26 protein-coding genes are annotated in these 23,638 nt (G+C 55.2%); 8 read left to right on the forward strand and 18 right to left on the reverse strand.

Annotation, left to right across the window (positions count from 1 at the left end):
- Positions 1-58 precede the first annotated feature (58 nt).
- Positions 59-661 (reverse strand): hypothetical protein, encoded by a 603-nt coding sequence (locus tag IE123_RS05080; protein WP_189515632.1) that lies wholly within the window; start codon positions 659-661, stop codon positions 59-61.
- A 303-nt stretch (positions 662-964) separates the two neighbouring features.
- Here IE123_RS05080 and IE123_RS05085 point away from each other — a divergent pair, with 303 nt between their 5' ends.
- Positions 965-1,582, forward strand: coding sequence for a superoxide dismutase (locus tag IE123_RS05085; protein ID WP_189515633.1), 618 nt, complete (start codon positions 965-967; stop codon positions 1,580-1,582).
- 84 nt (positions 1,583-1,666) lie between these two features.
- On the opposite strand, the gene IE123_RS05090 is transcribed toward IE123_RS05085, so the two are convergent.
- Entirely contained in the window at positions 1,667-2,977 is a 1,311-nt protein-coding gene (locus IE123_RS05090) for a nucleotide sugar dehydrogenase (protein ID WP_189515635.1), read from the reverse strand.
- A 2-nt stretch (positions 2,978-2,979) separates the two neighbouring features.
- Positions 2,980-3,870 (reverse strand): UTP--glucose-1-phosphate uridylyltransferase GalU, encoded by an 891-nt coding sequence (gene galU, locus IE123_RS05095; protein ID WP_189515637.1) that lies wholly within the window; start codon positions 3,868-3,870, stop codon positions 2,980-2,982.
- Positions 3,871-4,539: 669 nt separating this feature from the next.
- Here galU and ubiG point away from each other — a divergent pair.
- Together ubiG and IE123_RS05105 are read left to right on the forward strand one after the other, a co-directional pair.
- Entirely contained in the window at positions 4,540-5,259 is a 720-nt protein-coding gene (gene ubiG, locus IE123_RS05100) for a bifunctional 2-polyprenyl-6-hydroxyphenol methylase/3-demethylubiquinol 3-O-methyltransferase UbiG (protein ID WP_189515639.1), read from the forward strand.
- Positions 5,256-5,948 carry an HAD-IA family hydrolase gene (locus IE123_RS05105; RefSeq protein WP_189515641.1) on the forward strand — a complete coding sequence of 231 codons (693 nt, stop codon included), beginning with the start codon at positions 5,256-5,258 and terminating at the stop codon, positions 5,946-5,948. The genes ubiG and IE123_RS05105 overlap by 4 nt, the downstream gene beginning before the upstream one ends.
- A 73-nt stretch (positions 5,949-6,021) precedes the next feature.
- Here IE123_RS05105 and ybgF read toward each other — a convergent pair whose 3' ends face one another.
- The 13 genes from ybgF to IE123_RS05170 all read right to left on the reverse strand — a co-directional run bounded on the left by ybgF (position 6,022) and on the right by IE123_RS05170 (position 16,869).
- Positions 6,022-6,801: a tol-pal system protein YbgF gene (ybgF, locus tag IE123_RS05110; RefSeq protein ID WP_189515643.1), complete on the reverse strand. Its 780-nt coding sequence runs from the start codon at positions 6,799-6,801 to the stop codon at positions 6,022-6,024.
- A 14-nt stretch (positions 6,802-6,815) separates the two neighbouring features.
- Positions 6,816-7,334, reverse strand: coding sequence for a peptidoglycan-associated lipoprotein Pal (gene pal, locus IE123_RS05115; protein WP_189515645.1), 519 nt, complete (start codon positions 7,332-7,334; stop codon positions 6,816-6,818).
- A 48-nt stretch (positions 7,335-7,382) separates the two neighbouring features.
- On the reverse strand, positions 7,383-8,678 hold the full coding sequence (tolB, locus tag IE123_RS05120; RefSeq protein ID WP_189515647.1) for a Tol-Pal system beta propeller repeat protein TolB: 1,296 nt from the start codon (positions 8,676-8,678) through the stop codon (positions 7,383-7,385).
- 106 nt (positions 8,679-8,784) lie between these two features.
- A complete protein-coding gene (tolA, locus tag IE123_RS05125; RefSeq protein ID WP_189515649.1) occupies positions 8,785-9,978 on the reverse strand; it encodes a cell envelope integrity protein TolA in 1,194 nt (397 codons plus the stop codon).
- 9 nt (positions 9,979-9,987) lie between these two features.
- The gene (gene tolR / locus IE123_RS05130; RefSeq protein ID WP_189515651.1) at positions 9,988-10,425 is read right to left on the reverse strand and encodes a protein TolR; all 438 of its coding nucleotides are present in this window, start codon (positions 10,423-10,425) and stop codon (positions 9,988-9,990) included.
- Positions 10,426-10,435: 10 nt separating this feature from the next.
- Positions 10,436-11,122 carry a protein TolQ gene (tolQ, locus tag IE123_RS05135; protein WP_229819604.1) on the reverse strand — a complete coding sequence of 229 codons (687 nt, stop codon included), beginning with the start codon at positions 11,120-11,122 and terminating at the stop codon, positions 10,436-10,438.
- Between the two features lie 11 nt (positions 11,123-11,133).
- On the reverse strand, positions 11,134-11,538 hold the full coding sequence (gene ybgC, locus IE123_RS05140; RefSeq protein WP_189515653.1) for a tol-pal system-associated acyl-CoA thioesterase: 405 nt from the start codon (positions 11,536-11,538) through the stop codon (positions 11,134-11,136).
- 5 nt (positions 11,539-11,543) lie between these two features.
- Positions 11,544-12,590 (reverse strand): Holliday junction branch migration DNA helicase RuvB, encoded by a 1,047-nt coding sequence (gene ruvB, locus IE123_RS05145; RefSeq protein ID WP_189515655.1) that lies wholly within the window; start codon positions 12,588-12,590, stop codon positions 11,544-11,546.
- Complete coding sequence (ruvA, locus tag IE123_RS05150) at positions 12,587-13,225, reverse strand: Holliday junction branch migration protein RuvA (RefSeq protein WP_189515657.1); 639 nt, start codon at positions 13,223-13,225, stop codon at positions 12,587-12,589. The genes ruvB and ruvA overlap by 4 nt, the downstream gene beginning before the upstream one ends.
- Positions 13,226-13,285: 60 nt before the next feature.
- Entirely contained in the window at positions 13,286-13,822 is a 537-nt protein-coding gene (gene ruvC / locus IE123_RS05155) for a crossover junction endodeoxyribonuclease RuvC (protein ID WP_189515659.1), read from the reverse strand.
- A gap of 28 nt (positions 13,823-13,850) precedes the next feature.
- Positions 13,851-14,609: a YebC/PmpR family DNA-binding transcriptional regulator gene (locus tag IE123_RS05160; RefSeq protein WP_189515661.1), complete on the reverse strand. Its 759-nt coding sequence runs from the start codon at positions 14,607-14,609 to the stop codon at positions 13,851-13,853.
- Between the two features lie 139 nt (positions 14,610-14,748).
- On the reverse strand, positions 14,749-16,527 hold the full coding sequence (aspS, locus tag IE123_RS05165) for an aspartate--tRNA ligase (RefSeq protein WP_189515663.1): 1,779 nt from the start codon (positions 16,525-16,527) through the stop codon (positions 14,749-14,751).
- 99 nt (positions 16,528-16,626) lie between these two features.
- Positions 16,627-16,869, reverse strand: coding sequence for an FmdB family zinc ribbon protein (locus IE123_RS05170; protein WP_189515665.1), 243 nt, complete (start codon positions 16,867-16,869; stop codon positions 16,627-16,629).
- A 200-nt stretch (positions 16,870-17,069) separates the two neighbouring features.
- Between IE123_RS05170 and IE123_RS05175 the strand changes: the two genes are divergently transcribed.
- The 5 genes from IE123_RS05175 (at position 17,070) to IE123_RS05195 (ending at position 22,199) form a co-directional block, all read left to right on the forward strand.
- Positions 17,070-18,008, forward strand: coding sequence for a D-2-hydroxyacid dehydrogenase (locus IE123_RS05175; protein WP_189515667.1), 939 nt, complete (start codon positions 17,070-17,072; stop codon positions 18,006-18,008).
- 201 nt (positions 18,009-18,209) lie between these two features.
- A complete protein-coding gene (locus tag IE123_RS05180) occupies positions 18,210-18,809 on the forward strand; it encodes an undecaprenyl-diphosphatase (protein WP_189515669.1) in 600 nt (199 codons plus the stop codon).
- A 206-nt stretch (positions 18,810-19,015) separates the two neighbouring features.
- On the forward strand, positions 19,016-19,972 hold the full coding sequence (locus IE123_RS05185; RefSeq protein WP_189515671.1) for a nucleoside hydrolase: 957 nt from the start codon (positions 19,016-19,018) through the stop codon (positions 19,970-19,972).
- 27 nt (positions 19,973-19,999) lie between these two features.
- Entirely contained in the window at positions 20,000-20,767 is a 768-nt protein-coding gene (gene otsB / locus IE123_RS05190; protein WP_189515673.1) for a trehalose-phosphatase, read from the forward strand.
- A gap of 28 nt (positions 20,768-20,795) precedes the next feature.
- Positions 20,796-22,199, forward strand: coding sequence for an alpha,alpha-trehalose-phosphate synthase (UDP-forming) (locus tag IE123_RS05195; RefSeq protein WP_189515675.1), 1,404 nt, complete (start codon positions 20,796-20,798; stop codon positions 22,197-22,199).
- 93 nt (positions 22,200-22,292) lie between these two features.
- Here IE123_RS05195 and yccX read toward each other — a convergent pair whose 3' ends face one another.
- Both yccX and IE123_RS05205 read right to left on the reverse strand, forming a co-directional pair.
- The gene (gene yccX / locus IE123_RS05200; RefSeq protein ID WP_229819605.1) at positions 22,293-22,559 is read right to left on the reverse strand and encodes an acylphosphatase; all 267 of its coding nucleotides are present in this window, start codon (positions 22,557-22,559) and stop codon (positions 22,293-22,295) included.
- Positions 22,560-22,638: 79 nt separating this feature from the next.
- Positions 22,639-23,556 (reverse strand): LysR substrate-binding domain-containing protein, encoded by a 918-nt coding sequence (locus tag IE123_RS05205; RefSeq protein ID WP_189515679.1) that lies wholly within the window; start codon positions 23,554-23,556, stop codon positions 22,639-22,641.
- Positions 23,557-23,638 lie beyond the last annotated feature (82 nt).

The following is a 23,638-nucleotide window of genomic DNA, read 5'->3' on the forward strand; positions in this document are numbered from 1 at the left end:
TCAGGATCTTCCTTGATGATATGAATCACACCGTATGCCACGGGGCTGACGACACCCTTCAAGGATTGAGAATATCCTGAAGCGATTCCTGAGCGGCCCGCAGACTGGTCTGGCTTTGCTGAAGTCTTTTGTTCTGCGTGACAAGCTCATCTACCTGCTCGCTGATCGAGATCAGCGATCTTTCCTGATCCGCCAGGCGGTCATCAAGCGTTTCCAGATGCTTACCGATCCCTTCGATCTTCTGCAGCTGGCTGGACTGCTCGGCGTTAGTATTGTCTACATCTTCAAAACGCGCATCATAGGTACCTTTAAGACCTTCGATGACGGTTTCAAGCGAATCCTGAGACTGCTGTAGTGATACCAGTGTTTGCTGTCGCAGTGCATCGTTTTTTACCAGTTGATTCAACCGAGCCTGCTGCTCATTATCGTTGGCCTGCTGTTCAACATGATGCTGCAGCCTTTCAAGCTGCGTGCGCTGCATTTGCTGCTCATCCCGAAGCCCCTTGAGCACCTGGTCAAGGTTGACTGACATCTCCTGACGCTCAGACATCTGCTGCTGCGTGCGATCTGTCAGCGCTGCCATCTGCTCGGCCCAGTGCTGGCGGTCCTGATAATACTGTACGCCCATGACCACGATCGCCGCCGTCAGCAGCAGCAACATCGCATACAGGGGCCATGTCGTGATCCTGCGGGCTCGGCCCTGAGTGAGGGCAAGACGTTTTTCTGTACGAGTGGAATACGCAGCGTTGCGATCAGCGCCTATAACGGGCTCTTCATGATCTTTTGGCGGCATGAAAGTCTCGAGAAATATAGCTGTCAGAGATATGGCCCGCCCTTTTCAGCCAGGCCCTGAAAATGCATGCATGCTACGATGTATGGCCTGCGAAAAGCCAGTACAGGCTATCCGGCAAACAGGTTTGAACGGCAATACCAGGGGCTCCCTGGTCAGAATGGAACGTTGATCATGCCCCTTGAACTTCCCTCCCTGCCTTATGCGACAGATGCATTGGCGCCCGTTATCTCCGCGCAGAATCTGCGCATGCATCATGAAGGTATCCATGCGGGCTATCTGCAGCGTTTGAATACGCTGCTTGCAGGTGATGATAAGGATCAGTCACTTGAACATATCATGAATACTGGCCGCGGAGAGGCACAGGCCTGCGCCTGCCAGGCATGGAACCATACCTTTTTCTGGCAGTGTCTGACGCCCTGGTATCAATCGCCGGGCGATGCGCTTGAAAAGGCGCTAACGGCGCGCTGGGGAAGCCTTGAAGGCTTTCAGGAGGCGTTCATGGCCAGTGCCATGGCACATTTCATGGGCGGCTGGACGTGGCTGGTGTATACGCCCCAGGGACGGCTGGATATCCATAACGCAGCTGACGCCGGATCACCTCTGCTAAGAGGCTTCATACCGCTACTGGCCGTCGACATGTGGGAGCATGCCTGGTATATCGACTTTGGGAACAACCGACGCAAATATCTTCAGAAGCTCTGGAGCATCATCAACTGGCCGTTTGTCGAGCAGTGCCTTGAGGATGCCATGGCCACTGCAGAAGGCAGACGCAATTTGCTTCACGTCTGAATGCTGGCGGGATCGTGACATAAAGGCGGCGCTGGCATCGATATACCATCGGGCATGTCGATACAGCGCCGCCTGCCGGTCAAATTAACGATCGTCGTTTGTTGCTCTTTCTTCCGGATCTGCCCGGCGTCCGATGCCTCGATAGTAAAACCCATGCTGCGCCACAAATGCTGGATCATAGATGTTACGACCATCCAGAATCAGCGGGGCTGCCATCAGAGTAGACAGACGCTTCCAGTCAGGATTCCAGTACTCCTTCCACTCCGTCACCAGTAACAGTGCATCAACATTTTCGCAGGCCGACTGTGCAGTACCTGCAAGGGTCAGAAGAGGATGCTGGCCATAGTAGTGCTCAATGGCAGGGAGCGCGGCAGGATCATGCAGCTTTACATGTACACCCTGAGCCCAGAGCGCATCCAGCAAACGCAGTACCGGTGCATGGGCAATTCGTGCCGTACCAGGCTTGAAAGCGGCACCCCAGACGGCAACTGTACGTCCTTCAAGGTTGCCATCGTAATGCTGCCAAAGCTTGCGAAAGAGCTCTTCCTGCTTTTGCTCGTTGACCTGCACAACCTGTTCAAGCAGACCGTTGTGCTGGCCTTCTCGCTCTCGAATACTTGACAGACGATACAGGTTGCGCGCAAAGCTTGGACCACCGAAACCACATCCCGGATAGAGATACTCGCGGCCGATACGGCGATCAGAACCCATTGCCTGACGCACCAGCTCGATATCCACGTCCAGACTGTCTGCCAGACTGGCCAGCTCGTTCATATAGCTGACACGCGTTGCCAGCATGCCGATGACGGCAAGCTTGGTCAGTTCGGCAGCACGTCGAGGCATCAGGCGAACGCTATTTTCGCGCCGATTGAATGCTCTGAGAAGCTCGCCAATCTGACGGGTTGCCCAGTCATTTTCACTGCCCAGGATCCAGCTGTCCGGACGCGTGAAGGTAGCCATGGCACGGCCCTCTTCGAGCATATCCGGTAGAGCAACAGCAATCTGTCGCTCCTTGCGAAGCAGGGTCTCGAGTACTTCCGTGTGACCGATCGGGAAAGTGCTGTTATTGACCAGTACGAAATCGTGCGGCTCGCGCCCCAGCGTTTGTTCGACCCAGTGATCTGCATCGTTACGCTGGTCCGATGACACGGCCAGCCAGTAAACACTGGCGCTTGGCAGGGACTTGGAGCTTTCACACAGCGTCAACGATCCACTATCGATACTCTGTGACAGCTGGTGATAAAGCCCGGGCTCATTCCTTACCCAGTCCGTTTCGGCCAGGACACTCCATGGCTGAGCAGGATGGGGCCACCAGTATACCTGGTGACCAACCATTGAAAGTGCAGCGGCTGCCGTTGCTGCACTCAGTTCGCTTCCATGCACTACCACCTGCATGATTATGCCTCGCTTTGATAGCGCTTCAGCAGCTCGCGGAATCCTTCGCCGTATTTGGGATGACGGCGTGCAAACGACAGAGTCGCTTCCAGATAACCAAGCTGATGACCGCAGTCGAAAGTTTCGCCTTCCATACGATAGGCAGCAACATCCTGCTTGCTACGCAAGGTATCGATGGCGTCTGTCAGCTGAATTTCGTTGCCTGCACCGGGACGTGTTTCAGCCAGCACCGGGAAAATGCTGCCGGGAAGCAGATAACGACCGATAACGGCCAGCGTAGAAGGCTCGGTACCGGCTTCAGGCTTTTCTACCATGCCTGTGATCTTTTCGCTCTTGCCTGCCTCGGGTGTATCACCTTCAAGAGCCACGATACCGTACTTATAGGCAACTTCAGCCGGTACGTTTTGCACCATGATCTGAGCAGCACCCGTTTGATCATAGGCATCAATCATGCCACCCAGATCATTACGCGTCATGCCTTCATCATCGACCAGAACATCAGGCAGAAGAACGGCAAAGGGCTCGTCGTCCCCGATTACCGGACGGGCACAAAGAATGGCGTGACCAAGACCCAGTGCTTCCGGCTGACGCACGCTGATAATGGAAACATCATCCGGAATGATGTTGCGAAGCTCTTCCAGCAGTTCCTTCTTGCCCTTCGCTTCCAGCTGGTTTTCAAGCTCAAAGTGCTTGTCGAAATGATTCTCGATGGCTGACTTCGAGGAGTGCGTGACCAACACGATCTCCTTGATACCGGCCTTTACGGCTTCCTGAACGACATACTGGATGACCGGCTTGTCGACAATCGTGATCATCTCCTTGGGGATCGCTTTCGAAGCGGGAAGGCAACGTGTACCAAAACCGGCGACAGGCAATACTGCTTTACGAATCATTCCTTGTTCCTTTGCTATCCAATATAAGAAATATTTGAAGTCATGGCATGCTTATACCGCCATGCCGGTATCGTGATCGATGATCGATTCGAAATCTTGCTTGAACAGGCGAATTACATCACGACACTCAAAAAGCGGGAGTATGACCCCATAAAATACCGAACCTTGGACGGCATATCCCTGACAAAATGTTTCTTTTTGTGTTCCGCTCTATTTGGAGCTGTTTAAATGGTCAATTTTTCTCTCAAGATAACGGTATAATAATGGTTCTATCAATACCACTACCAGCACTACCCAATAGTCTTTGATGACCTTCAACAGCATGTTAACCAGCAGCGCCTAGCGATGATGTTCATCATGCGTCATGGATATGCAAAGCTTTGGATAACCGACTGTCTTTCAATCGGTTAACAGAATATTTCTTGCCATGATCCAGCCAATCATGTGCTCAGTACAATGATTTCGGTTATCAGTATGATTATAGTGCATCCTTTGCTACTCACATCTTCTTGAAAATCTGTGCGGCCAACTACCCTTTTACATCTTCTTTGGATGGCCAATCGTGCATGATGCTGAAATCATATCGACTTAATAACGAATCAGATTTTACGCCATACAGGCTAATTCGAAAGGCAGCACGGGCTGCCCCACTATTGCAGGAGCTCATCAATGAGTGAAGAACATCGTTACAACGTTGATCCGGGCGAGATTGCCAAATTTGATGGCCTTGCCAGTCGCTGGTGGGATCGTGATGGCGAATGCAAGCCGCTCCATGACATTAATCCCTTGCGTCTTGACTATCTCGACCAGCGCGCAGGTCTCACCGGTCACCGTGTAATTGATGTCGGCTGTGGTGGCGGCATTCTGAGTGAAGCCATGGCGCATCGGGGCGCAGAGGTAACCGGTATTGATCTGGGAGAGGCGCCGCTTTCTGTCGCACGTCTTCATCAGCAGGAAAGTGGCGTTAAAGTCGATTATCAATGCATCAGTGCAGAAGACATGGCCGCGCAGCAGCCGGGCAGTTTTGATGTCGTGGTCTGTTTTGAAATGCTTGAACACGTCCCCGACCCCGGCAGTGTCATTAGCGCGTGTGCACGCATGGCAAAACCCGGTGGCCACGTTTTTTTCTCAACGATTAACCGCAACCCCAAATCATGGGCAATGGCCATCGTGGGTGCCGAATATGTCCTTAACCTGCTACCTAGGGGGACGCATAGCTATCAGCGATTTATACGTCCTTCCGAGCTGGCACGCTGGGCACGCCAGGCGCATCTGGAGGTGCAGGATATTACCGGCATGATCTACAACCCTGTCACACGCCGCTATCGGCTTTCCTCAAGGGATCTGGATGTCAATTATTTCATGCATACACGTGTAGCACGCTCATGAACCTGCAGGTCGCCACGCCAAAGGCCATATTGTTTGATCTGGATGGCACCCTGGTGGATACAGCGCCAGATCTGGCTCATGCCACCAATGCCCTGCGCAAGGCGCATGGGCTTTCACCGCTCTCTCATGACGATATCCGGCGTGAGGTATCCCATGGTGGAAGCGCAATGGTGACACTGGCATTGGGGCTCGAAAAAAAGGCATTGGGGCATGACGAAGCTCTGGCTCTTTTGCTCGATTACTACGGCAAGAACGTGGCCAATGAAAGCTGCCTTTTTGAAGGATTATCAGAAGTTCTTGATAGCTACCGTAGGACACGGCGGCCATGGGGCATTGTTACCAACAAGCCTCGCGCCTATGCCGTACCACTACTGCAGGCATTGAGCATCGAACCGGATGTGCTTTTATGCGCTGACGACCTTCCCGTCAAAAAACCAGACCCCGCGCCCCTGCTGGAAGCCGCGAAACGCCTGAATGTAACACCACAACACTGCTGGTATATTGGCGACCATTTACGTGACATCCAGGCCGCAAACAACGCCGGCATGACAGCCGTGGCGGTAAAATATGGCTATTTACGCCATGGTGATGACCCTTCCAGCTGGCCTGCAAGTTACTTTTTCGAAACGCCCGAGGCGCTTTCAAGAGCCCTGCTGCAGCATGACCTGCCTGAAACAGCACATTCTTAAATAATAAAAGATCGCTAAAAAGCAGCGGGCATTTCGCTTCCCACGAATTGCCCGCGAATTTCGATCTGCGTTATCAGCCACTGGTTTTTTGCATGAATTCGCGTGCAAGCCCAGCTGCATCACTGCCTGAATGTTCGCTGATAACCTTTTTCAGCGTACTCTGGCTTTCGGCACTCTTGCCCTGACGCGCATACACAAGACCCAGCTTATACATAGCATCGGGCACCTTGTTACTTTGCGGATAGTCACTGACGACCTTGCCAAAGGCTGTAGCGGACTTGTCCAGCTGAGACTTGGCAGAATAAAGCTCGCCCAGCCAATACCAGGCGTTTCCGCTCAGGGCTGATTCTGGATAATCGCGATTGAAGGCTTCAAAGGCAGTAATGGCCTGATCAAATTCGCGCTTTTGTACATGAGCAAAGGCAGCCTGATAGGCACCTTGCGCATCATCGGATGAAGATGATGTACCGCTGCCTGTAGACGAAGAAGACCGACCACTTCCTGAAGCTGCCTGGTTGATAGGATCACTATTACCTGATGAAGCACTATCACCACCGGATGACGATGCTTCTCCGCTTCCACCACCGCTGCTCAGGCGCTCTTCCAGATCCAGATAGCGTTGCTGTGAAAGTATTGTCTGCTGCTCAAGTTGATGACGCAGCTCTTCGATTTGCCCACGCAGTTGATTGATATCCTGCTCCTGACTCTGCAAACGATTAAATATCTGCAGGTTACCGGAACCCGAATCCGTAGAAGCCTGATTATAAAAGGAGCCTGTTTGTGCGGATGCCCAAACGGACAGCGGGAGCACAAGGGCTCCCGCGCCGCACAGTCGAATAAGACTGTGTTTCATTGCTTACTCCGGGATCAGTAGTCGATAACGACGCGACGATCCTGAGAATAGGCCTGTTCACCGTTGCCGGAAGCAGCGCGACGCTCCTCACCGTAGCTGACAACTTCGATCTGCGAAGCAGGTACACCCTGAATGGTCAGGTACTGACGTACGGCATTGGCACGACGCTCGCCAAGACCCAGGTTGTACTCACGAGTACCGCGCGGATCGGTATGGCCTTCCAGAACGATATTGGTGCTGGAGTTACGCTGCAGGTACTGAGCATGCTGGTTCAGCATGGACTCGTACTGCGGGCGAATGCTGTCGCTGTCAAAATCGAAGTAGACGCGGTTTTCGCTCGGCATTTGTGCCTGCTGTCCGGTGTTCTGACCGGTTGCACCAGAGCTGCTGTTCATGCCCTGAGTAGAGGAACCGCTGTTCATGCCAGCATTCTGCTGGTCGCCATCCTGTGTACCGCCGCCGCTTGAACAACCAGCAACAACAGCCAGAGAGAGTGCGGCCGCCAGAGTCTTGGCGTAGGAAGAAAACTGCATAATGATCTCCTTGCTCTTATAAAGAATGACACAATTCATTCTAGTCGTTTAATTCAAAAACGGCGACCAGGAAGGTTCACGAACCTCACCATTGGGTGAAGGTATTACGAAAGAAGCCCTGCCATCTGCCGAAACAGCACCGAGCACACCTCGCGCTCCCTGCTGAGTGGCATATATCACCATTGTGCCATTGGGCGCAACTGCTGGTGCTTCATCCTGATAAGTGTTCGTCAATGTTGTCACGCGTCCTGACGACAAATCCTGTTTGGCAACCTGGAAACCGCGATCGGTTCGGGTTGTCATGAAAATGAACTTATTGTCGGGTCCATACAGGCCACCGGCGTTGTAATTACCGGTAAAAGTCATGCGTTTTGCATTACCACCGGCAGCGTCCATCTGATAAAGCTGTGGCTGACCACTACGATCGGAAGTAAACAAAATCGAGCGGCCATCAGAGCTCCAGTCCGGCTCGGTATTAATGGCATTGGTGTTCGTCAGACGCGTAAGCGAGCGCGATGCGACATCCATCACGTAAATTTCCGGATTGCCATCCTTTGAAAGCGACATGGCAAGCTTGCGACCATCCGGAGACCATGCCGGTGCGCCATTGATGCCTCGAAATGACGTCAACTGAACGCGACGCCCACTGGAAAGCTGCTGCACATAAATGGCAGGCCGACCTGATTCGAAGGAGACGTAGGCAAGCTTCTGACCATCCGGCGACCAGGCAGGCGAAAGAATGGGCTGATCGGAAGACAGGATTTGCTGCGGGCGATGGCCATCCTGATCAGCGACATACAGGGCATAGCTGATATTGGGATCAACACCGTTGGCAGTCACGTAGGCAATACGCGTCTGGAAAGCCCCCCGAATGCCGGTAATTTCTTCAAAGATTTGATCGGCAATATAGTGTGAGCGAGAACGAAGCTGATCTTCACTTGAAGTGACCACCTCTCCCAGTTCACGACGCTGCCCTGCTACGTCATGAAGCTCGTAACTGATCTTGTAACCGTTACCGGAAGACTCGACGCGACCGACCACCAGGTAATTGGCTCTTACACGGCGCCAGTCACCATAATTGATATTATCGCCGCTGGCAGGCTGGGAGATCAGATCCTGACGTGCCAGAGGCGCGAACTGACCACTATGCTCCAGATCATCGGCAATGATCTTGCCAATATCCTCGGAAGGACTGACACCCGTACCGCGAAAAGGCACTACTGCGATCGGAATGGCATTATCGTTGCCACGCGTGATTTCGATGGTGAGGTCACCAGCAGCCTGCGCCATCAGGCTGGCCATCATGAGCATCATGAAGCCAGCCAGTGCCATCAGTTTTTTCATCAGCACATACCCTCGGGGTTAAACTGTTCTTGGTTCCCGCTGCCTGCATTTTTTACAGGAAACATCGTCTACGTCTCTACAACAAAATGCCACGTACCTTTTGTGTCTAACGCACATCTTCGGGATTAAAGCGTAGATTGAAACTTCTAAACTTTTGCCTTGCTTCCGGCGGCAGCTTGCTCATTTCTGTAAAGGGCGCCGCCCGCTCAACCGCCTGAACGGCAGAGCGATCAAACCCCGGATCTCCACTACTACTGGATACCGTGGCATTGAGAAGCTCCCCGGTAGGCAACAGCTGAACCCTGACAATGGTAACCAGTCCGGACGCTGCATTTTGTGGTCGAGACCAACTCTGCTCAACGGCGCGCCGTACCAGGTTCATGAAACCATTTGAAGCTTCCTGAGCCTGGCGTGCATTGGCAATGGATTCCGCTTCATTGGTAATTTCGTCACCAAAAGCATCCTGACTGGCCGCAGCTGCTGCCTCTGCAGCACGTTTGCGGTCGGCTTCGGCTTTCTTTTTGGCTGCTGCTTCAGCCTCAGCCTTTTTCTTGGCTGCTGCTTCAGCCTCAGCCTTTTTCTTGGCTTCAGCCTCAGCCTTCTTCTTGGCTTCAGCTTCTGCCTTCTTCTTGGCTTCAGCCTCTGCCTTCTTCTTGGCTTCAGCCTCTGCCTTCTGCTTGGCTTCAGCCTCTGCCTTCTGCTTGGCTTCAGCTTCTGCCTTCTTCTTGGCTTCAGCCTCTGCCTGCTTCTTGGCTTCAGCCTCTGCCTGCTTCTTGGCTTCAGCCTCTGCCTGCTTCTTGGCTTCAGCCTCTGCCTTCTGCTTGGCCTCCGCTTCTGCCTTTTGCCTGGCTTCGGCTGCTGCCTTCTGCTTGGCCTCCGCTTCTGCCTTCTGTTGAGCTTCGGCTTCTCGTGCCTGTCGCTCCTGTAACTGCTGAGCGGCAACCTCTTTGGCTTGTTCAGCGCGACGCTGCGCAGCTTCCTGCGCCTGCTGCGCAGCCTGTTCGGCAGCGTCAGCCTGCTGACGAGCGACCTCTTCGGCAGCATCATCCTGCGTGGCTTCAGGTTCAGGCTGTTCGCGCTCTGGCCCCTGTTGCGCGCGCGGTTGAGCCTCGGTCGCCTGCTGCGCCTGGTCGGTCGCTGTTTCCATTGAAATCAATTCCGCCTGAACAACGGAATTGGAAGTTTCGATGGGATCACTTTGTGGCCAACGAAATACGGTCAGCCCGATAACACCCACGTGCAGCAGGACTGCAAGCACGGTGGGCAATGTATAGCCTACACGGCGATCGTGTCTGGCCATTGTATCTCCCTACTGCTGGTCGCCAGGCGGTGGATCAGAGATCAGTCCCACATTGGGTACGCCTGCGTTTTGCAAGGCGCCCATCAGCGTTACGACCTGCCCATAGGAAACATTACGGTCACCGCGCACCATGACAGGGGTGCCCGGATTGCGATTGAGTACCGCCATGACCTGATCACTGATTTCATCAAGTGACTTGCTTTGCTGCTCCTCACCCAGACTGATGTAATAGTTACCGTCACGATCAACCGTCACTACCAGTGGCTCGTTGTCACTTTGTACCGGCTCGGAGCTGATCTGTGGCAGATCAACATCGATCCCCTGATTGATGGTGGGCGCTGCAATAATAAAAATGACCAGCAGCACCAGCATGACATCGATAAACGGTACAACGTTCATCTCACTGGAGAGCTTTTTGCGCCGGTTGCGTCGATAGGATCCCTGCATGAAACGCTCCTCAGGTGTTCTCGCCAGCGCTGCGGTTTTGCAGATTGCGATGCAGGAAGGCATGGAACTCTTCAGCAAAGTTCTCCATGCGCACCATCAGCTTGTCGGCCTTGTGCGTCAGGCGGTTATAGCCAATGTTGGCGGGTATTGCGGCAAAAAGGCCCATGGCCGTCGCGATCAGCGCCTCGGCGATGGCCGGGGCGATGGTCCCCAGCGATACCTGCTGAGCACCGCCAAGCGCCTGAAAGGTACCCAGTATTCCCCAGACCGTACCAAACAGCCCCACATAAACGGCAGAGGAACTGATGATGGCCAGGATCGCCAGGTGGGTGGTCAGGCGTTCTTCTTCGCGAGATACGGAGACGCGCATGGAGCGCTCAACGCCTTCAAGCACGGCGTTGTGGCTGCGCGACTTGGGAAGCAGCCGGTTGAACTCACGAAACCCCGAACGAAAGATATGGGCTGCTCCCTGGGGGTTATCGGCGGGGACTTCCCGATAAAGCTCGTTGAGATCAACACCCGACCAGAAGTGTGACTCGAACTCATCGAGCTCCTGTGCGTCACGCTTGAGTGCAAAGGCTCGCTGAAAAATCAGCACCCAGGAAAGAACAGATGCTGCCAGCAGTATCAGCATGATGAGCTGAACGACCAGACCAGCGTGAAAAAACAGCGAAATGACCGACATGGAATCGTTCACGAAAAACCCCTTCAGGCGTTCTGGGAATCAAGCGTCATGGCCGAAAGCAGATCTTCTGGCCAACGAGATGGTTTGTAACGTGTTGCATCGATACAGGCAATATCGACCATACCGCGAAAAAGAAGTTTTCCATCTCGCATGACCTGTTGTTCGAATGCCACGGTGCACTGGCGAGGATCACCTGCCCGGGTCTCGACCGTCAGAAGATCGTCCAGACGCGCCGGCAGGCGATACTGGCACTCCATCTTTCGTACGACCAGTGCAATATTGCGTGTCAGCAAGGAGTGCTGATCAAAACCTCGCGCGCGAAGCCACTCAGTGCGTCCACGCTCAAGATAATTCAGATAATTGGCGTGATAAACAATACCGCCAGCATCGGTGTCTTCGATATAGACACGTAAATCGAGGGAGATCATGGCATTCAGGGCTCCGCCGTTACCGAGCCATCGCCGGCATCGGGGATGTCATCCGTGGGTGAAAGATCAAAGTGCAGATAGGCCAGTCGCGTCACCATGCGGCCGCGCGCCGTGCGCAACATGAACCCCTGCTGAATCAGGTAGGGTTCAAGCACATCCTCGATGGTATCGCGCTCCTCGCTGATGGCCGCAGCCAGGCTCTCCACCCCCACGGGGCCGCCATCAAACTTTTCAATCATGGTCAGCAGTAGCCGCCGGTCCATATGATCAAGTCCGTGGCGATCCACGTGCAGCATGTTAAGCGCCTTGTCGGCGATATCTGCGGTCAGTCGGCCATTGCCGCGCACCTGAGCAAAGTCCCGGACACGCCGAAGCAGCCGATTGGCAATACGTGGTGTGCCCCGGGCGCGACGGGCGACTTCGATGGCACCGCCTTCATCAGCCTCAAAGCCCATGAGTCGGGCACTGCGATTGACGATGTGGGTGAGCTCTTCAATGTTATAAAACTCAAGACGCTGCACGATCCCGAAACGGTCGCGCAGTGGCGCAGTCAAAAGCCCTGCCCGGGTTGTCGCCCCCACCAGGGTGAAGCGCGGTAGATCCAGCTTGATGGAGCGCGCCGCCGGCCCTTCACCAATCATGATATCGAGCTGGAAGTCCTCCATGGCAGGATAAAGTACTTCCTCCACTGCCGAGGAAAGCCTGTGAATCTCATCGATGAAGAGCACATCACCCGGCTGCAGGTTGGTCAGCATGGCCGCCAGATCCCCCGCCTTTTCGAGCACAGGGCCTGAGGTCGACTTGATATCCACCCCCATTTCGCTGGCGATGATATGGGCCAGCGTGGTCTTGCCAAGCCCGGGGGGGCCAAAGATCAACGTATGATCAAGGCTGTCATCACGCTGGCGCGCTGCCGTAATGAAAATATCAAGCTGTTCGCGGACCGCTGTCTGCCCGATGTAATCATCCAGCATGCGCGGACGAATGGCGCGATCCACGCGTTCTTCATCAGGTCGCTCGGCACCGGCGATAAGCCGATCGGTCTCAATCATGATGTCCTGCCTTTCCCGCTACGTGTATCGCTGCCGGTCAGTCGATCGGAAAGCGCCATCTTGATCAGTGCCTCGGTAGAAAGCGTGGTATCCAGTCCCGACAGCATTCTGGTGGCTTCAGTGGGCTTGTAGCCCAGCGCAATCAACGCCGCTTCAGCGTCGGCATGATTGTCGCTTTCCAGCGGCAGTTCGACTTCTGCATTGCCCTGCGCGAGCTGCTCGAATTCGGGCCAGTGCTTGAATCGATCCCGCATTTCAATGATCAGGCGCTCGGCTGTTTTCTTGCCCACGCCCGGCAGTTTTGTCAGCGTTTTGGTGTCATCTTCCATGACACTGTTCATGAACTGTTGGCGATCCATCCCTGACAGAATGGCCAGCGCCATGCGCGGGCCGACACCGGAAATTCTGATCAGCTCACGGAATAGACGCCGTTCGGGCTCATCGATAAAACCATAGAGAAGGTGTGCATCCTCGCGCACGCTTAGATGCGTATAAAGGCGCACCATTTCACCCGGTGCCGGCAGGGCCAGCAGCGTATTCATGGAGGCTTCAAGCTCGTAACCGACCCCATGAACATCGACCACGATCAGGGGTGGTTTCTTTTCGAGCAATTGACCGTGCAGGCGACCTATCATGCGTTGTATATCCACAGAAAAACGATAAACGAAAAAAATACACGGTACTGAGCAGCCATGTCAGGGCCGATAGTCACGCCAGCTTGAGGAACGTTGTCTTGTTGAACGTGCAGGCGTCGGTATGGCCAGCGCACCACGACAGGTAAAAAAGTGCGTCAGTGCAATCGCCAGTGCATCAGCTGCATCAGCCTGAGGCAACCCTGAAAGCCTGAGTGTGGACTGCACCATATGCTGTACCTGTGTCTTGTCCGCGCCACCGTTGCCCGTTACCACCTGCTTGATGCGACGCGCCGCATATTCATGCACGTCCAGACCATGATTGGCAGCACAAACAATCGCCGTACCTCGTGCCTGACCCAGCTTCAGGGCAGAATCGGCATTTTTTGACATGAATACCTGCTCAATGGCCATCTCACCCGGGGCATGCTGGGCAATGACTTCGGCCACGCCGGCATAGACCTGCGCCAGTTTCTGGGCAAGCGTTGTGGCATTGATTCTGATACAGCCACTGGCGACATAACGCGGTGTCACGCTGGACACATCGATAACGCCAAACCCGGTAAGACGAGAGCCGGGGTCAATGCCCAATAAAATCATGAGGCTATATCCACCGACTCGAAAATCATCATGACGCCTCCTCGAGTGCATCAAGCACTTGAGAGTCAAAATCAGCATTGGTATAGACGTTTTGCACGTCATCAAGCTCTTCAAGACGCTCAAAGAGTGCTACAACGCGGCGCGCTGTCTCAACATCACCAATGCTGGAATAGCTGTCCGGAAACATGCCCACATCGCTGCGTGTCACCTCGATACCGGCCTGATCCAGCGCGTCTCGTACCGGGCCAAAATCCTCTGGTGTGGTGACGACTTCGATGGTGCCATCCTCCTGAGACTGAACATCTTCGGCACCCGCCTCCAGGGTAGCCTCGATAACGCGCTCCTCCGGTATGCCGGCAGGCAGTACGAGGCGACCCTGTTTGTGAAAGAGGAAAGCTACCGAGCCGCTGGTGCCCAGGTTACCGCCATGCTTGTTGAAGGCGCTGCGTACCTCGGAGACGGTCCGATTACGGTTATCACTCATGCACTCGACCAGAATCGCCACGCCGTCTGGTCCATAGCCCTCATACACCAGCTCTTCCATCGCATCGCTGTCGCTGTTACCGGCACCACGGGTAACGGCACGGTCGATGGTATCGCGTGTCATGTTGCTGGAGAGCGCCTTGTCGATGGCGGCCCTGAGTCTCGGATTATCCTCGGGCGCACTGCCTCCCTGACGCGCCGCCACGGTCAGTTCACGGATCAGACGCGTAAAGACCTTGCCCTTTTTTGCATCCTGAGCCGCCTTGCGGTGCTTGATATTGGCCCATTTGCTGTGTCCGGCCATGGCATGCCTCCTTCAACCGCCTGTCATTATTGATGCAATGACGTCATACAAAAATACGGGTGTGCAAGGCACACCCGTATTAACTCTAACACTACCGGAAAGCGGTGACAGAAACGGTTCGTTTCAGATCGCCCACAAATCAGGACGTTGTGTTATCCGATGCCTTCTGACGCAGGCGAATGTGCAGCTCCTTGAGCTGTTCATTGCTGACCGTGCCCGGCGCTTCGGTCATCAGACAGGCAGCGCTCTGGGTCTTGGGGAAGGCGATCACATCGCGAATGGTACGCCCGCCGGTCATGAGCATGACCAGACGGTCAAGACCAAAGGCAAGGCCACCGTGCGGCGGCGCACCGTGTGCCAGACCATCCAGCAGGAAGCCAAACTTCTCGCGCGCTTCCTCATCGCTGATGCCAAGCGCCTCAAAGACCTGGCGCTGCATGGTCTGATCATGAATACGAATGGAGCCGCCACCCAGCTCGGTGCCGTTGAGCACCATGTCATAGGCACGTGACAGCGCGTTTTCCGGATCACGCTTGAGCGTTTCCGGGTCACAGGCCGGCGCCGTGAACGGATGGTGCAGCGCCGCCAGACGGCCACTGTCATCACACTCGAACATTGGGAAGTCAACAACCCACAGCGGCGCCCAGGGCTGGGTATAAAGCTCAAGGTCACCGCCGATTTTCACGCGCAGTGCACCGAGTGCCTCATTAACAACCTTTGTGCGATCGGCCCCGAAGAACAGAATATCGCCATCCTCGGCATCCACACGATCCAGCAATGTCTCGATCACGCCTTCCATGAACTTGACGATGGGAGACTGGAGCCCCTCGATGCCTTTGGAGCGATCATTGACCTTGATCCAGGCCAGACCACGCGCACCGTAAATACCGACAAAGCTGGTGTACTCGTCGATCTCCTTGCGGGAAAGCTTCGCGCCACCCGGCACCTTCAGCACCGCCACGCGGCCGTCATCGGCGTTGGCAGGACCCGAGAAGACCTTGAAGTCAACATCCTTCATCAGGTCGTCGACATCAACAAGTTCCAGCGGGATACGCAGGTCCGGCTTGTCGGAACCATAGCGGCGCATGGCGTCATGCCATGTCATGCGCGGGAACTGCGGCAGGGATACATCAAGTACCTCGGCGAAAAGACGACGGATCATCTCCTCGGTCATCCCCATGACATCGTCTTCCTCGACAAAGGAAGCTTCGATATCAATCTGGGTGAACTCCGGCTGACGATCGGCACGAAGATCCTCATCACGGAAGCACTTGGCGATCTGATAATAACGATCAAATCCGGCCACCATCAGCAGCTGCTTGAAAAGCTGCGGAGACTGCGGCAGTGCAAAGAACTCACCGGCATGGGTACGGCTGGGCACGAGATAGTCACGAGCCCCTTCAGGTGTGGCACGCGTGAGGATGGGCGTTTCAATGTCCAGAAAGCCGTTGTCTTCGAGATAGGCACGCACGCTGTGCGTGATACGCGAACGAAGACGCAGGCGGTCAATCATCTCCGGACGACGCAGATCGATATATCGATACTTGAGCCGGACGTCTTCACCGACCTTGCCATGCTCATCAAGCTGGAAAGGCGGTGTCACTGCCGTGTTGAGTACGTCAACCTGCGTGGCGAGCACCTCAATCAACCCGGTAGGCATGTTGGCGTTCTGAGTACCTTCCGGACGCATGCGAATACGACCGGTAATACGCAGTACATACTCGCTGCGGGCTCGATCTGCATTGGCAAAGGCGTCCGGAGTATCCGGGTCGACCACAACCTGTGCAATGCCATCGCGATCACGCATGTCGAGGAAAATCACCCCACCATGATCGCGGCGGCGGTGAACCCAACCGCAGAGTGTGACTTCCTGATCGACAAGGCTTTCGTTTAGCTGGCCGCAATAGTGACTGCGCATCTTTAATCCTGTGTTGTAACGCTTGATGTAATGCCTGAGCTGTTTTATTGCCGGGCGCGTTTTGAGTCGTCCGGCATGGGGTGATCCCCTGATACAGCGTCAGTTGTCGGACGTACCGCCCTTTTCGGACTTGCCATCACCGGCAAGATTGCGGCGGCCGGAGCTTTTGAAATCGGTCTCGTACCATCCACCGCCCGACAGCCTGAACCCTGCTGCCGAGATCAGGCGTTCGAGCGCTCCTGCATGACAGGAAGGACATTCCACCAGAGGAGCAGCATCAATCTTCTGAATCTTTTCAAGGCGTGTACCGCAGGCGCGGCACTGGTATTCATAAATCGGCATGGTTTTTCATACCCGATATTTGATGTTACTGCAGGCGCCCCGAGGCGACCTGCGCCTGCCGGGAAACAATATCTGTCGGATGGCAGACATTACTCCCGATGTATTGTTGACGCATCAGTCTGCTGACATGACGATACAGCTTTGCACCAGGTGCGCATTATAGCGCGGCAGACATCATGATGGGCAAGGAGTGCACAACCATGAAGGCAGTAATTCTCGATAGCAATACGCTGGGAAGTGACATTGATCTTTCTCCCATTTCCGAACTGATCGACCAGTTCGACTGCTGGGGCACCACCGATCATGATGAGGTCATTACGCGCCTTGAAGGCGCCACCATTGCCATTACCAACAAGGTCGTCATTGATGACGAGATCATGGGCGCATTACCCGACCTTGAAATGATCGCCGTCACGGCCACCGGCACCAATAACATCGATATGGAAAGCGCACGCAGACGCCGGATTACCGTGTCCAATGTGACAGGCTATGGCACACAAAGCGTGGCACAGCACACACTCATGATGATGCTGACGCTGGCAACCCGCCTGCCACACTATCAGCGCGATGTCGCCAATCATCGCTGGGAGCATGCCCCCTCCTTCTGCCTTCAGGGCCATCCCATCATGCAGCTGGCAGGCAAACATCTGGTACTGGCAGGTAGCGGTGAGCTCGGTCAGGCCGTGGCACAGCTGGCTCGGGCCTTTAGCATGAAGGTGAGCTTTAGTGCACGACCCAACTCACCGAATGATCATCGCCCTGCACTTGAAGCGCTATTGCCCGAGGCCGATGTTGTCTCCCTGCACTGCCCGCTGACGCCTGATACGCATCATCTCATCGGCGAGGAACAATTACGGCTGATGAAGCCTCACGCTCTGTTGATCAATTGCGGTCGAGGTGGCCTCATTGATGAGCGCATGGCGCTGGAAGCGCTCAGGGAGCAAAGACTGGGGGGACTGGGCGTTGATGTACTACCGGTCGAGCCACCACGCGAAGGCCATGAGCTGATTGACGCCCTGGCAAGGGAGACGCTCAACCTGGTGGTCACACCGCACAATGCCTGGATATCCCCGGAAGCGCGGCAAAATATCGTCGCACTGACAGCAGACAATATTCGTTACTTTCTATCCAATCGATGATTATCCCTGAGTTGTTCAGGCTAATTCTTGATAACTGATAACATCATGAAGATAACGGTATAAAAATTACGCTCACTTACGTGATTGTCCTGAAAATAAATTTTTCAACATTGCAGCAGTTGGCATAATCCTTTGGTCGAATAAAGTGTCTAATCGTCAGACGCACGCTCACAAATTATCCTGCAGGTATGTGACAACAGTATGGAAGCGCTCAATCAGCATCTTTTTCTTGCCCTTAATGTACAGCCGCACAGTCATCCAATGGTGATCTGGTTCGCTATCGTGATGGCCAAATATGCCATTTTTTGTATTCCCCTGATCATGATCAAGGGCTGGCTGGGCAAGAGTGAAGAGCGTCACAAAATGATGCTGACGGCCCTTCTGGCCACGGCAGGCGCCCTTGTCATCAACAACCTGATCGGCTCCCTGATCTGGTATCACCCGCGTCCCTTTGTCATGCCGCTGGGCCATACGTTGATCGCGCATGCCCCGACACCATCCTTCCCAAGCAATCACATGACGATCATTTCGACCGTCGCCTTCAGCTTTATCCTGCGTCCGGCACTGCGCAGAATGGGTATAGCGCTGGCAGTGCTCGCCCTGCCCATTGCATGGTCACGCATTTACCTGGGCGTACACTTTCCGCTGGATATGCTGGGCGCCGTCGTGGTCGCCGGAATTGCATCGGTCATGATGCTCTGGTTACAGCCCCTGTATCTTGAAAGACTTTATGGACTGACCCGCGGGCTCTATCGCCGCCTGTTTGCACCATTGATCTCTCGTGGCCTTCTGCATCGATAACGCTGCCTTCACATCCGAAAGCCCGCTTCCAAGCGGGCTTTTTTGTATCATTGACTGCCTCTTTACTGGTCGTCTCCCTGCGGATCAATGACGCAAGGACATAAAACTTATGTCAGACTTGACCCACAGTATTTTCAGCGACTTAGAGCAATACCGTTATCATCTGAACGGTCATTTTCTTTTAAGTACAGACGTGGAGCCCTTTCATGACACATACCATCATCTTTGACACGGACCCGGGCGTTGACGATGCGCAGGCCATCGCGCTGATCATGGCGCATCCTGAGATCGAGGTTTTGGGCCTGACCACTACCTTTGGCAATGTTCGGGTCGAGACGGCGACCCGCAACGCACTGCTTCTGACGGAACTGGCCGGCCAGACCATTCCCGTGGCCCAGGGCGCTGACTATCCGCTGGTGAAAACGCCCCATCCGGTGCCGGCCCACATTCATGGCGCCGATGGGCTGGGCAATCAGACACTTGATGCGCCTTCCGGTCAGGCTCATGAGCTCAGCGCCGCCCAGTTCATCGTAGAGAAGACGCGTGAACGACCCGGTGAAATCACGCTGATGGCTGTAGGCCCACTGGGTAATCTGGCCATGGCCATCGCGCTCGACCCCGACGTCGTCAACCGCGTCAAGCAGGTTGTGATCATGGGTGGCTCAGCAGCGCGTGGCGGTAATGTCACACCGCTGGCAGAGGCCAACATTTTTTCCGACCCGCATGCGGCCAAGCGCGTCCTGACGGCAGACTGGCCGCTGGTCATGGTAGGACTTGATGTCACTCTGGATACAGTCATTACCCCCGATCGCATGGCACGTATCGCAGAAGGCCAGGGTGAGCTCGGCAAGGTTCTGTCCCAAAGCTACGACTTCTATGCGGATTTCTACCGTAGCGCCATTGGGCTTGATGGCTGCTGCCCACATGACAGCTGCGCCGTGGCATGGCTGATACATCCGGAATTCTTTGAAACCGTCACCGGGCATCTGGATGTCGTGACTGAAGGCACGGCGGAAGGCCAGACGATCTTTGCGCCGGCGGAACGTCAGTATGTCAGCGATCGCTGGTCACAAACGCCGGCGGTTCAGGTCTGCATGAAAGTGGATGGTGAAGCAGTCTCAAGCTGGATCGAAAAAACGTTGACTTCATCCGCCAGCGCATGACCCCTACGCCATGACAGGGAGGTAATGGTGAGCACAATATCCAATGAAAAACTGCCCGAGCTGCCGGCGCGCAGCCGGGCATGGGCGCTCTTTCTGGACCTTGATGGCACGCTCGTCGAGCTGGTGGATCATCCTGACAATATTGCAGTGGATGACGCCCTCAGGACGCGCCTTGAAACACTCTCTACCCTGCTTGACGGCGCAGTAGCAGTGATCAGCGGTCGTGCCATTGATGATCTGGACAAGCACCTGACACTGCCCACGCTTGCCATGTCGGGACAACATGGCGCCGAATGGCGTGACAGCCAAGGGCAACGTCAGATTGCCCAAGCCCACCAAAAGGCGCTCGAGGCAGTGCGCCATCAGGTCCAGCAGCGGGTCGATCGTGATGATGCGCTCTATCTGGAAGACAAGGGCGCCAGTCTTGCCCTGCATTATCGCCATCGTCCCGAGGCAGGTGACATACTCAAGGGTGAACTGGTGTCACTGGTCAACGAGTATCCGGACACCCTGGAACTTCATCAGGGCAAGTTCGTGTTCGAGATCAAGGGACAGGGATATGACAAGGGGGTAGCCCTTGAACGCTTTCTGGCATCGCCCCCATTTGCAGACCGATGTCCGGTCTTCATTGGCGATGATCGCACTGATGAAGATGGCTTTCGCACCGTCAATGCCCATCAGGGCATGGCCATCAAGGTCGGTACCGGCGAGAGCGTTGCCGCCAGCCGATTGACGGACCCTCAGGCTGTTCATGAGTGGCTTGATCAATGGATCGCGCTGCTGCAACGCTCATGAATGAATCACAGATTTCACGGAGGAAACCTTGAAGCAACTGATTGTAGTGTCCAATCGCGTCCCTTCACCTGACAAGGATAGTGGCAGTCAGGGCGGGCTGGCGGTAGGGGTCATGAACGCCCTGAGCCGCACCCGCGGACTCTGGATGGGCTGGAACGGCCAGCTGATGGATGATGCCGAGCAGCATGCGCCAGAGAGCTATGAAAACGAGGGTGTCCAGTTCGCCACTTTCCCGCTGACCGAACAGGAGCATGAGCTTTTCTACGTCGGCTACTCCAACGAAGTACTCTGGCCCCTGTTTCATTACCGCTCGGATATGGTCGAGTACACCCGTGAGAAGGATGCCGGCTATCAGCACGTCAATGAGCGCTTTGCCCGCCAGGTAGCCAGCCGGATCCCGGAAAACGGTGATGCCACCATCTGGGTACACGACTACCAGCTGCTCTCTACCGGTCACTATCTGCGAACCATGAATGTGGAAGGCCCGATCGGCTTCTTTCTTCACATCCCGGTGCCCCCCTGGGAAGTGTTTCGCATCCTCCCCCACCATGAGCGCATGATCGAACATCTGTGCGCCTATGACACCATCGGCTTTCAGACCGCCACTGACCTCAGGCACTTTCTCGAAAATGTCGAGCGCAGCGGTATTGCCACCGTGGAAGGCAATACGGTTATTTTCGATCACCGGCGCATCAATACCGGAGTCTTCCCCATCTCGATCGATGTGGATACCGCACGCGAGATGGCAGAAAAGGGAGAACAATCCTCGCGCAGCAAGCGTCTGAAGGACTCCCTGCAGGGTGGCCCGCTGATCATCGGCGTCGATCGACTCGATTACAGCAAGGGACTCTACAAGCGCTTTCAGGCCTTCGAGCAACTGCTGGAAAACACCCATACGCGCTATGGCAATGTGACCTATCTACAGATTGCCCCGCTTTCAAGAACCGGCGTGGAGCGCTACGCCAGCCTGCGTCGTGAGCTCGAGCGCATTGCCGGACATGTCAACGGTCGCTTCTCCACGTACGACTGGATGCCGCTGCGATATCTCAATACCGGCTATGACCGCGAAACGCTGATGGGCTTCATGCGCCAGAGCCGGGTCGGGCTGGTCACGCCCCTGCGTGATGGCATGAATCTGGTCGCCAAGGAGTATGTGGCGGCGCAGGACCCGGAAGACCCCGGGGTGCTGCTGTTGTCAACGCTGGCGGGTGCGGCAGAAGAGCTTGATGGCGCCATGCTGTGCAACCCCTTCGATGTCGAGGAGATGGCCGACATGCTCGATGCGGCACTCTCCATGTCGCTGGAAGAGCGCAAGGAGCGCTGGCAGCGTCTTCACAAGGTGATCAGTACCAATGACATTCATCGCTGGGGAGAAGACTTCATTACCGCGCTGGATCAGTCTGCTGCCGCTCGACATATCGAAAAGCAGTAATCCCATACCGTAAGTTGGCCAAAGCCAAAGCGCCATGTGTAAACCGCATGGCGCTTTTTTTGACGCCTGTCCCCGGCGAGAAACAAGCGCGTATCAGCCACTCTGAAAACCTGACCAGGACTGCGGCGCGATCTCTTCGCTGGTGACCTGATCAACCCGGCTGGCAGGCGGGCCTGTTTCAAGCCATTCGATCAGGGCAGCAACATTGTTGGCACTGCCTGCCATGCCGACCTCAACACTGCCGTCATCGCAATTTCTGGCATAGCCGGCCACATCAAGCTCGCCGGCGCGCTGCGCTGTGGCCTGACGAAACCCCACACCCTGAACATGACCGATCACCCGAGCCTGCATGTATCGCATGACATCCTCCTCCAACATATGATGTCCCGACAGCCTGGCACAATCCCGTCGTGTCACGGCAGGCTATCGCCTGTAAAAGCTACATTTTGAGAAAATCACGCGGCAGCTTCTGTAGCTGATGCCAAAGCCGTTCAACATCAGGCTTGTGCACCAGCGAACAGCGATACAGCCGAATATCCAGCGGTATGTTCCATCTTTCATCCCCTGCGCGCACCAGGCGGTTGGATGTCAGTTCCTCACGAATGCAGAAATCGGGAATCCAGGCCATGCCAACGCCCTGCAGCGCCATGCCCTTGAGCCCCTCTGCCATGGCGGTTTCATAGATGGTGCGAAGTCGCAGCCGCAGCGGGTCGTTTTTTAACAGCATGCGCACGCTGCGCCCTAAAAATGCTCCCTGGGTATAAGCTAGATGCGGAATGCTCTCGTTACTCTCAAGATTGAACAGGGGCTGTCCCTGCGCATCCGGCACACAGACCGGCAGCATGCAGACCTGCCCGATGGAGAAGGAAGGAAAGACTTCACTATCAAGCTGCATGGTGGCGTAGGGATCATGGTAGGCCAGCATCAAATCGCAGTTACCATCACGCAGCACATGGATAGCGTCTCCCACATTCATGGCCATCAACCGTGTGGGCAGCTCCCCGACGCCCTTTTGCAATCGTGAAATCCAGCGCGGGAAAAAGGCCAGCGCCAGCGAGTGTGCTGCTGCGATATCGAGCGCTTCATCGGCAATGTTGAGCCCGCGCAGATGGCTGATGCTTTCATTGAGCTGTTCGACCAGGCTGCGGGCCGTTACCAGAAAAAGCTGGCCCTCGGACGTCAGACTAACAGGCGTTGTAGAGCGATCCACCAGTAGAACACCGGTGGCCTGCTCAAGCGCCCGAATGCGGCGACTGAAGGCAGGCTGTGTCACATGGCGGCGGCGAGCGGCGGCGGAAAAGCTGCGTGTGGCATTCAAGGCCACGAAATCTTCCAGCCATTTGGTTTCTAGATTCAACGCGTGATACCTGCCTTTTTTGTCAGCCTGATCCCGGAGGGCGCGAGGCCGCGATTTTAACCGCCCCGGCCTGGTAAGTGAT

Origin of the sequence: Kushneria pakistanensis, from assembly GCF_014652795.1 — a bacterium.
Lineage (GTDB): Bacteria > Pseudomonadota > Gammaproteobacteria > Pseudomonadales > Halomonadaceae > Kushneria > Kushneria pakistanensis.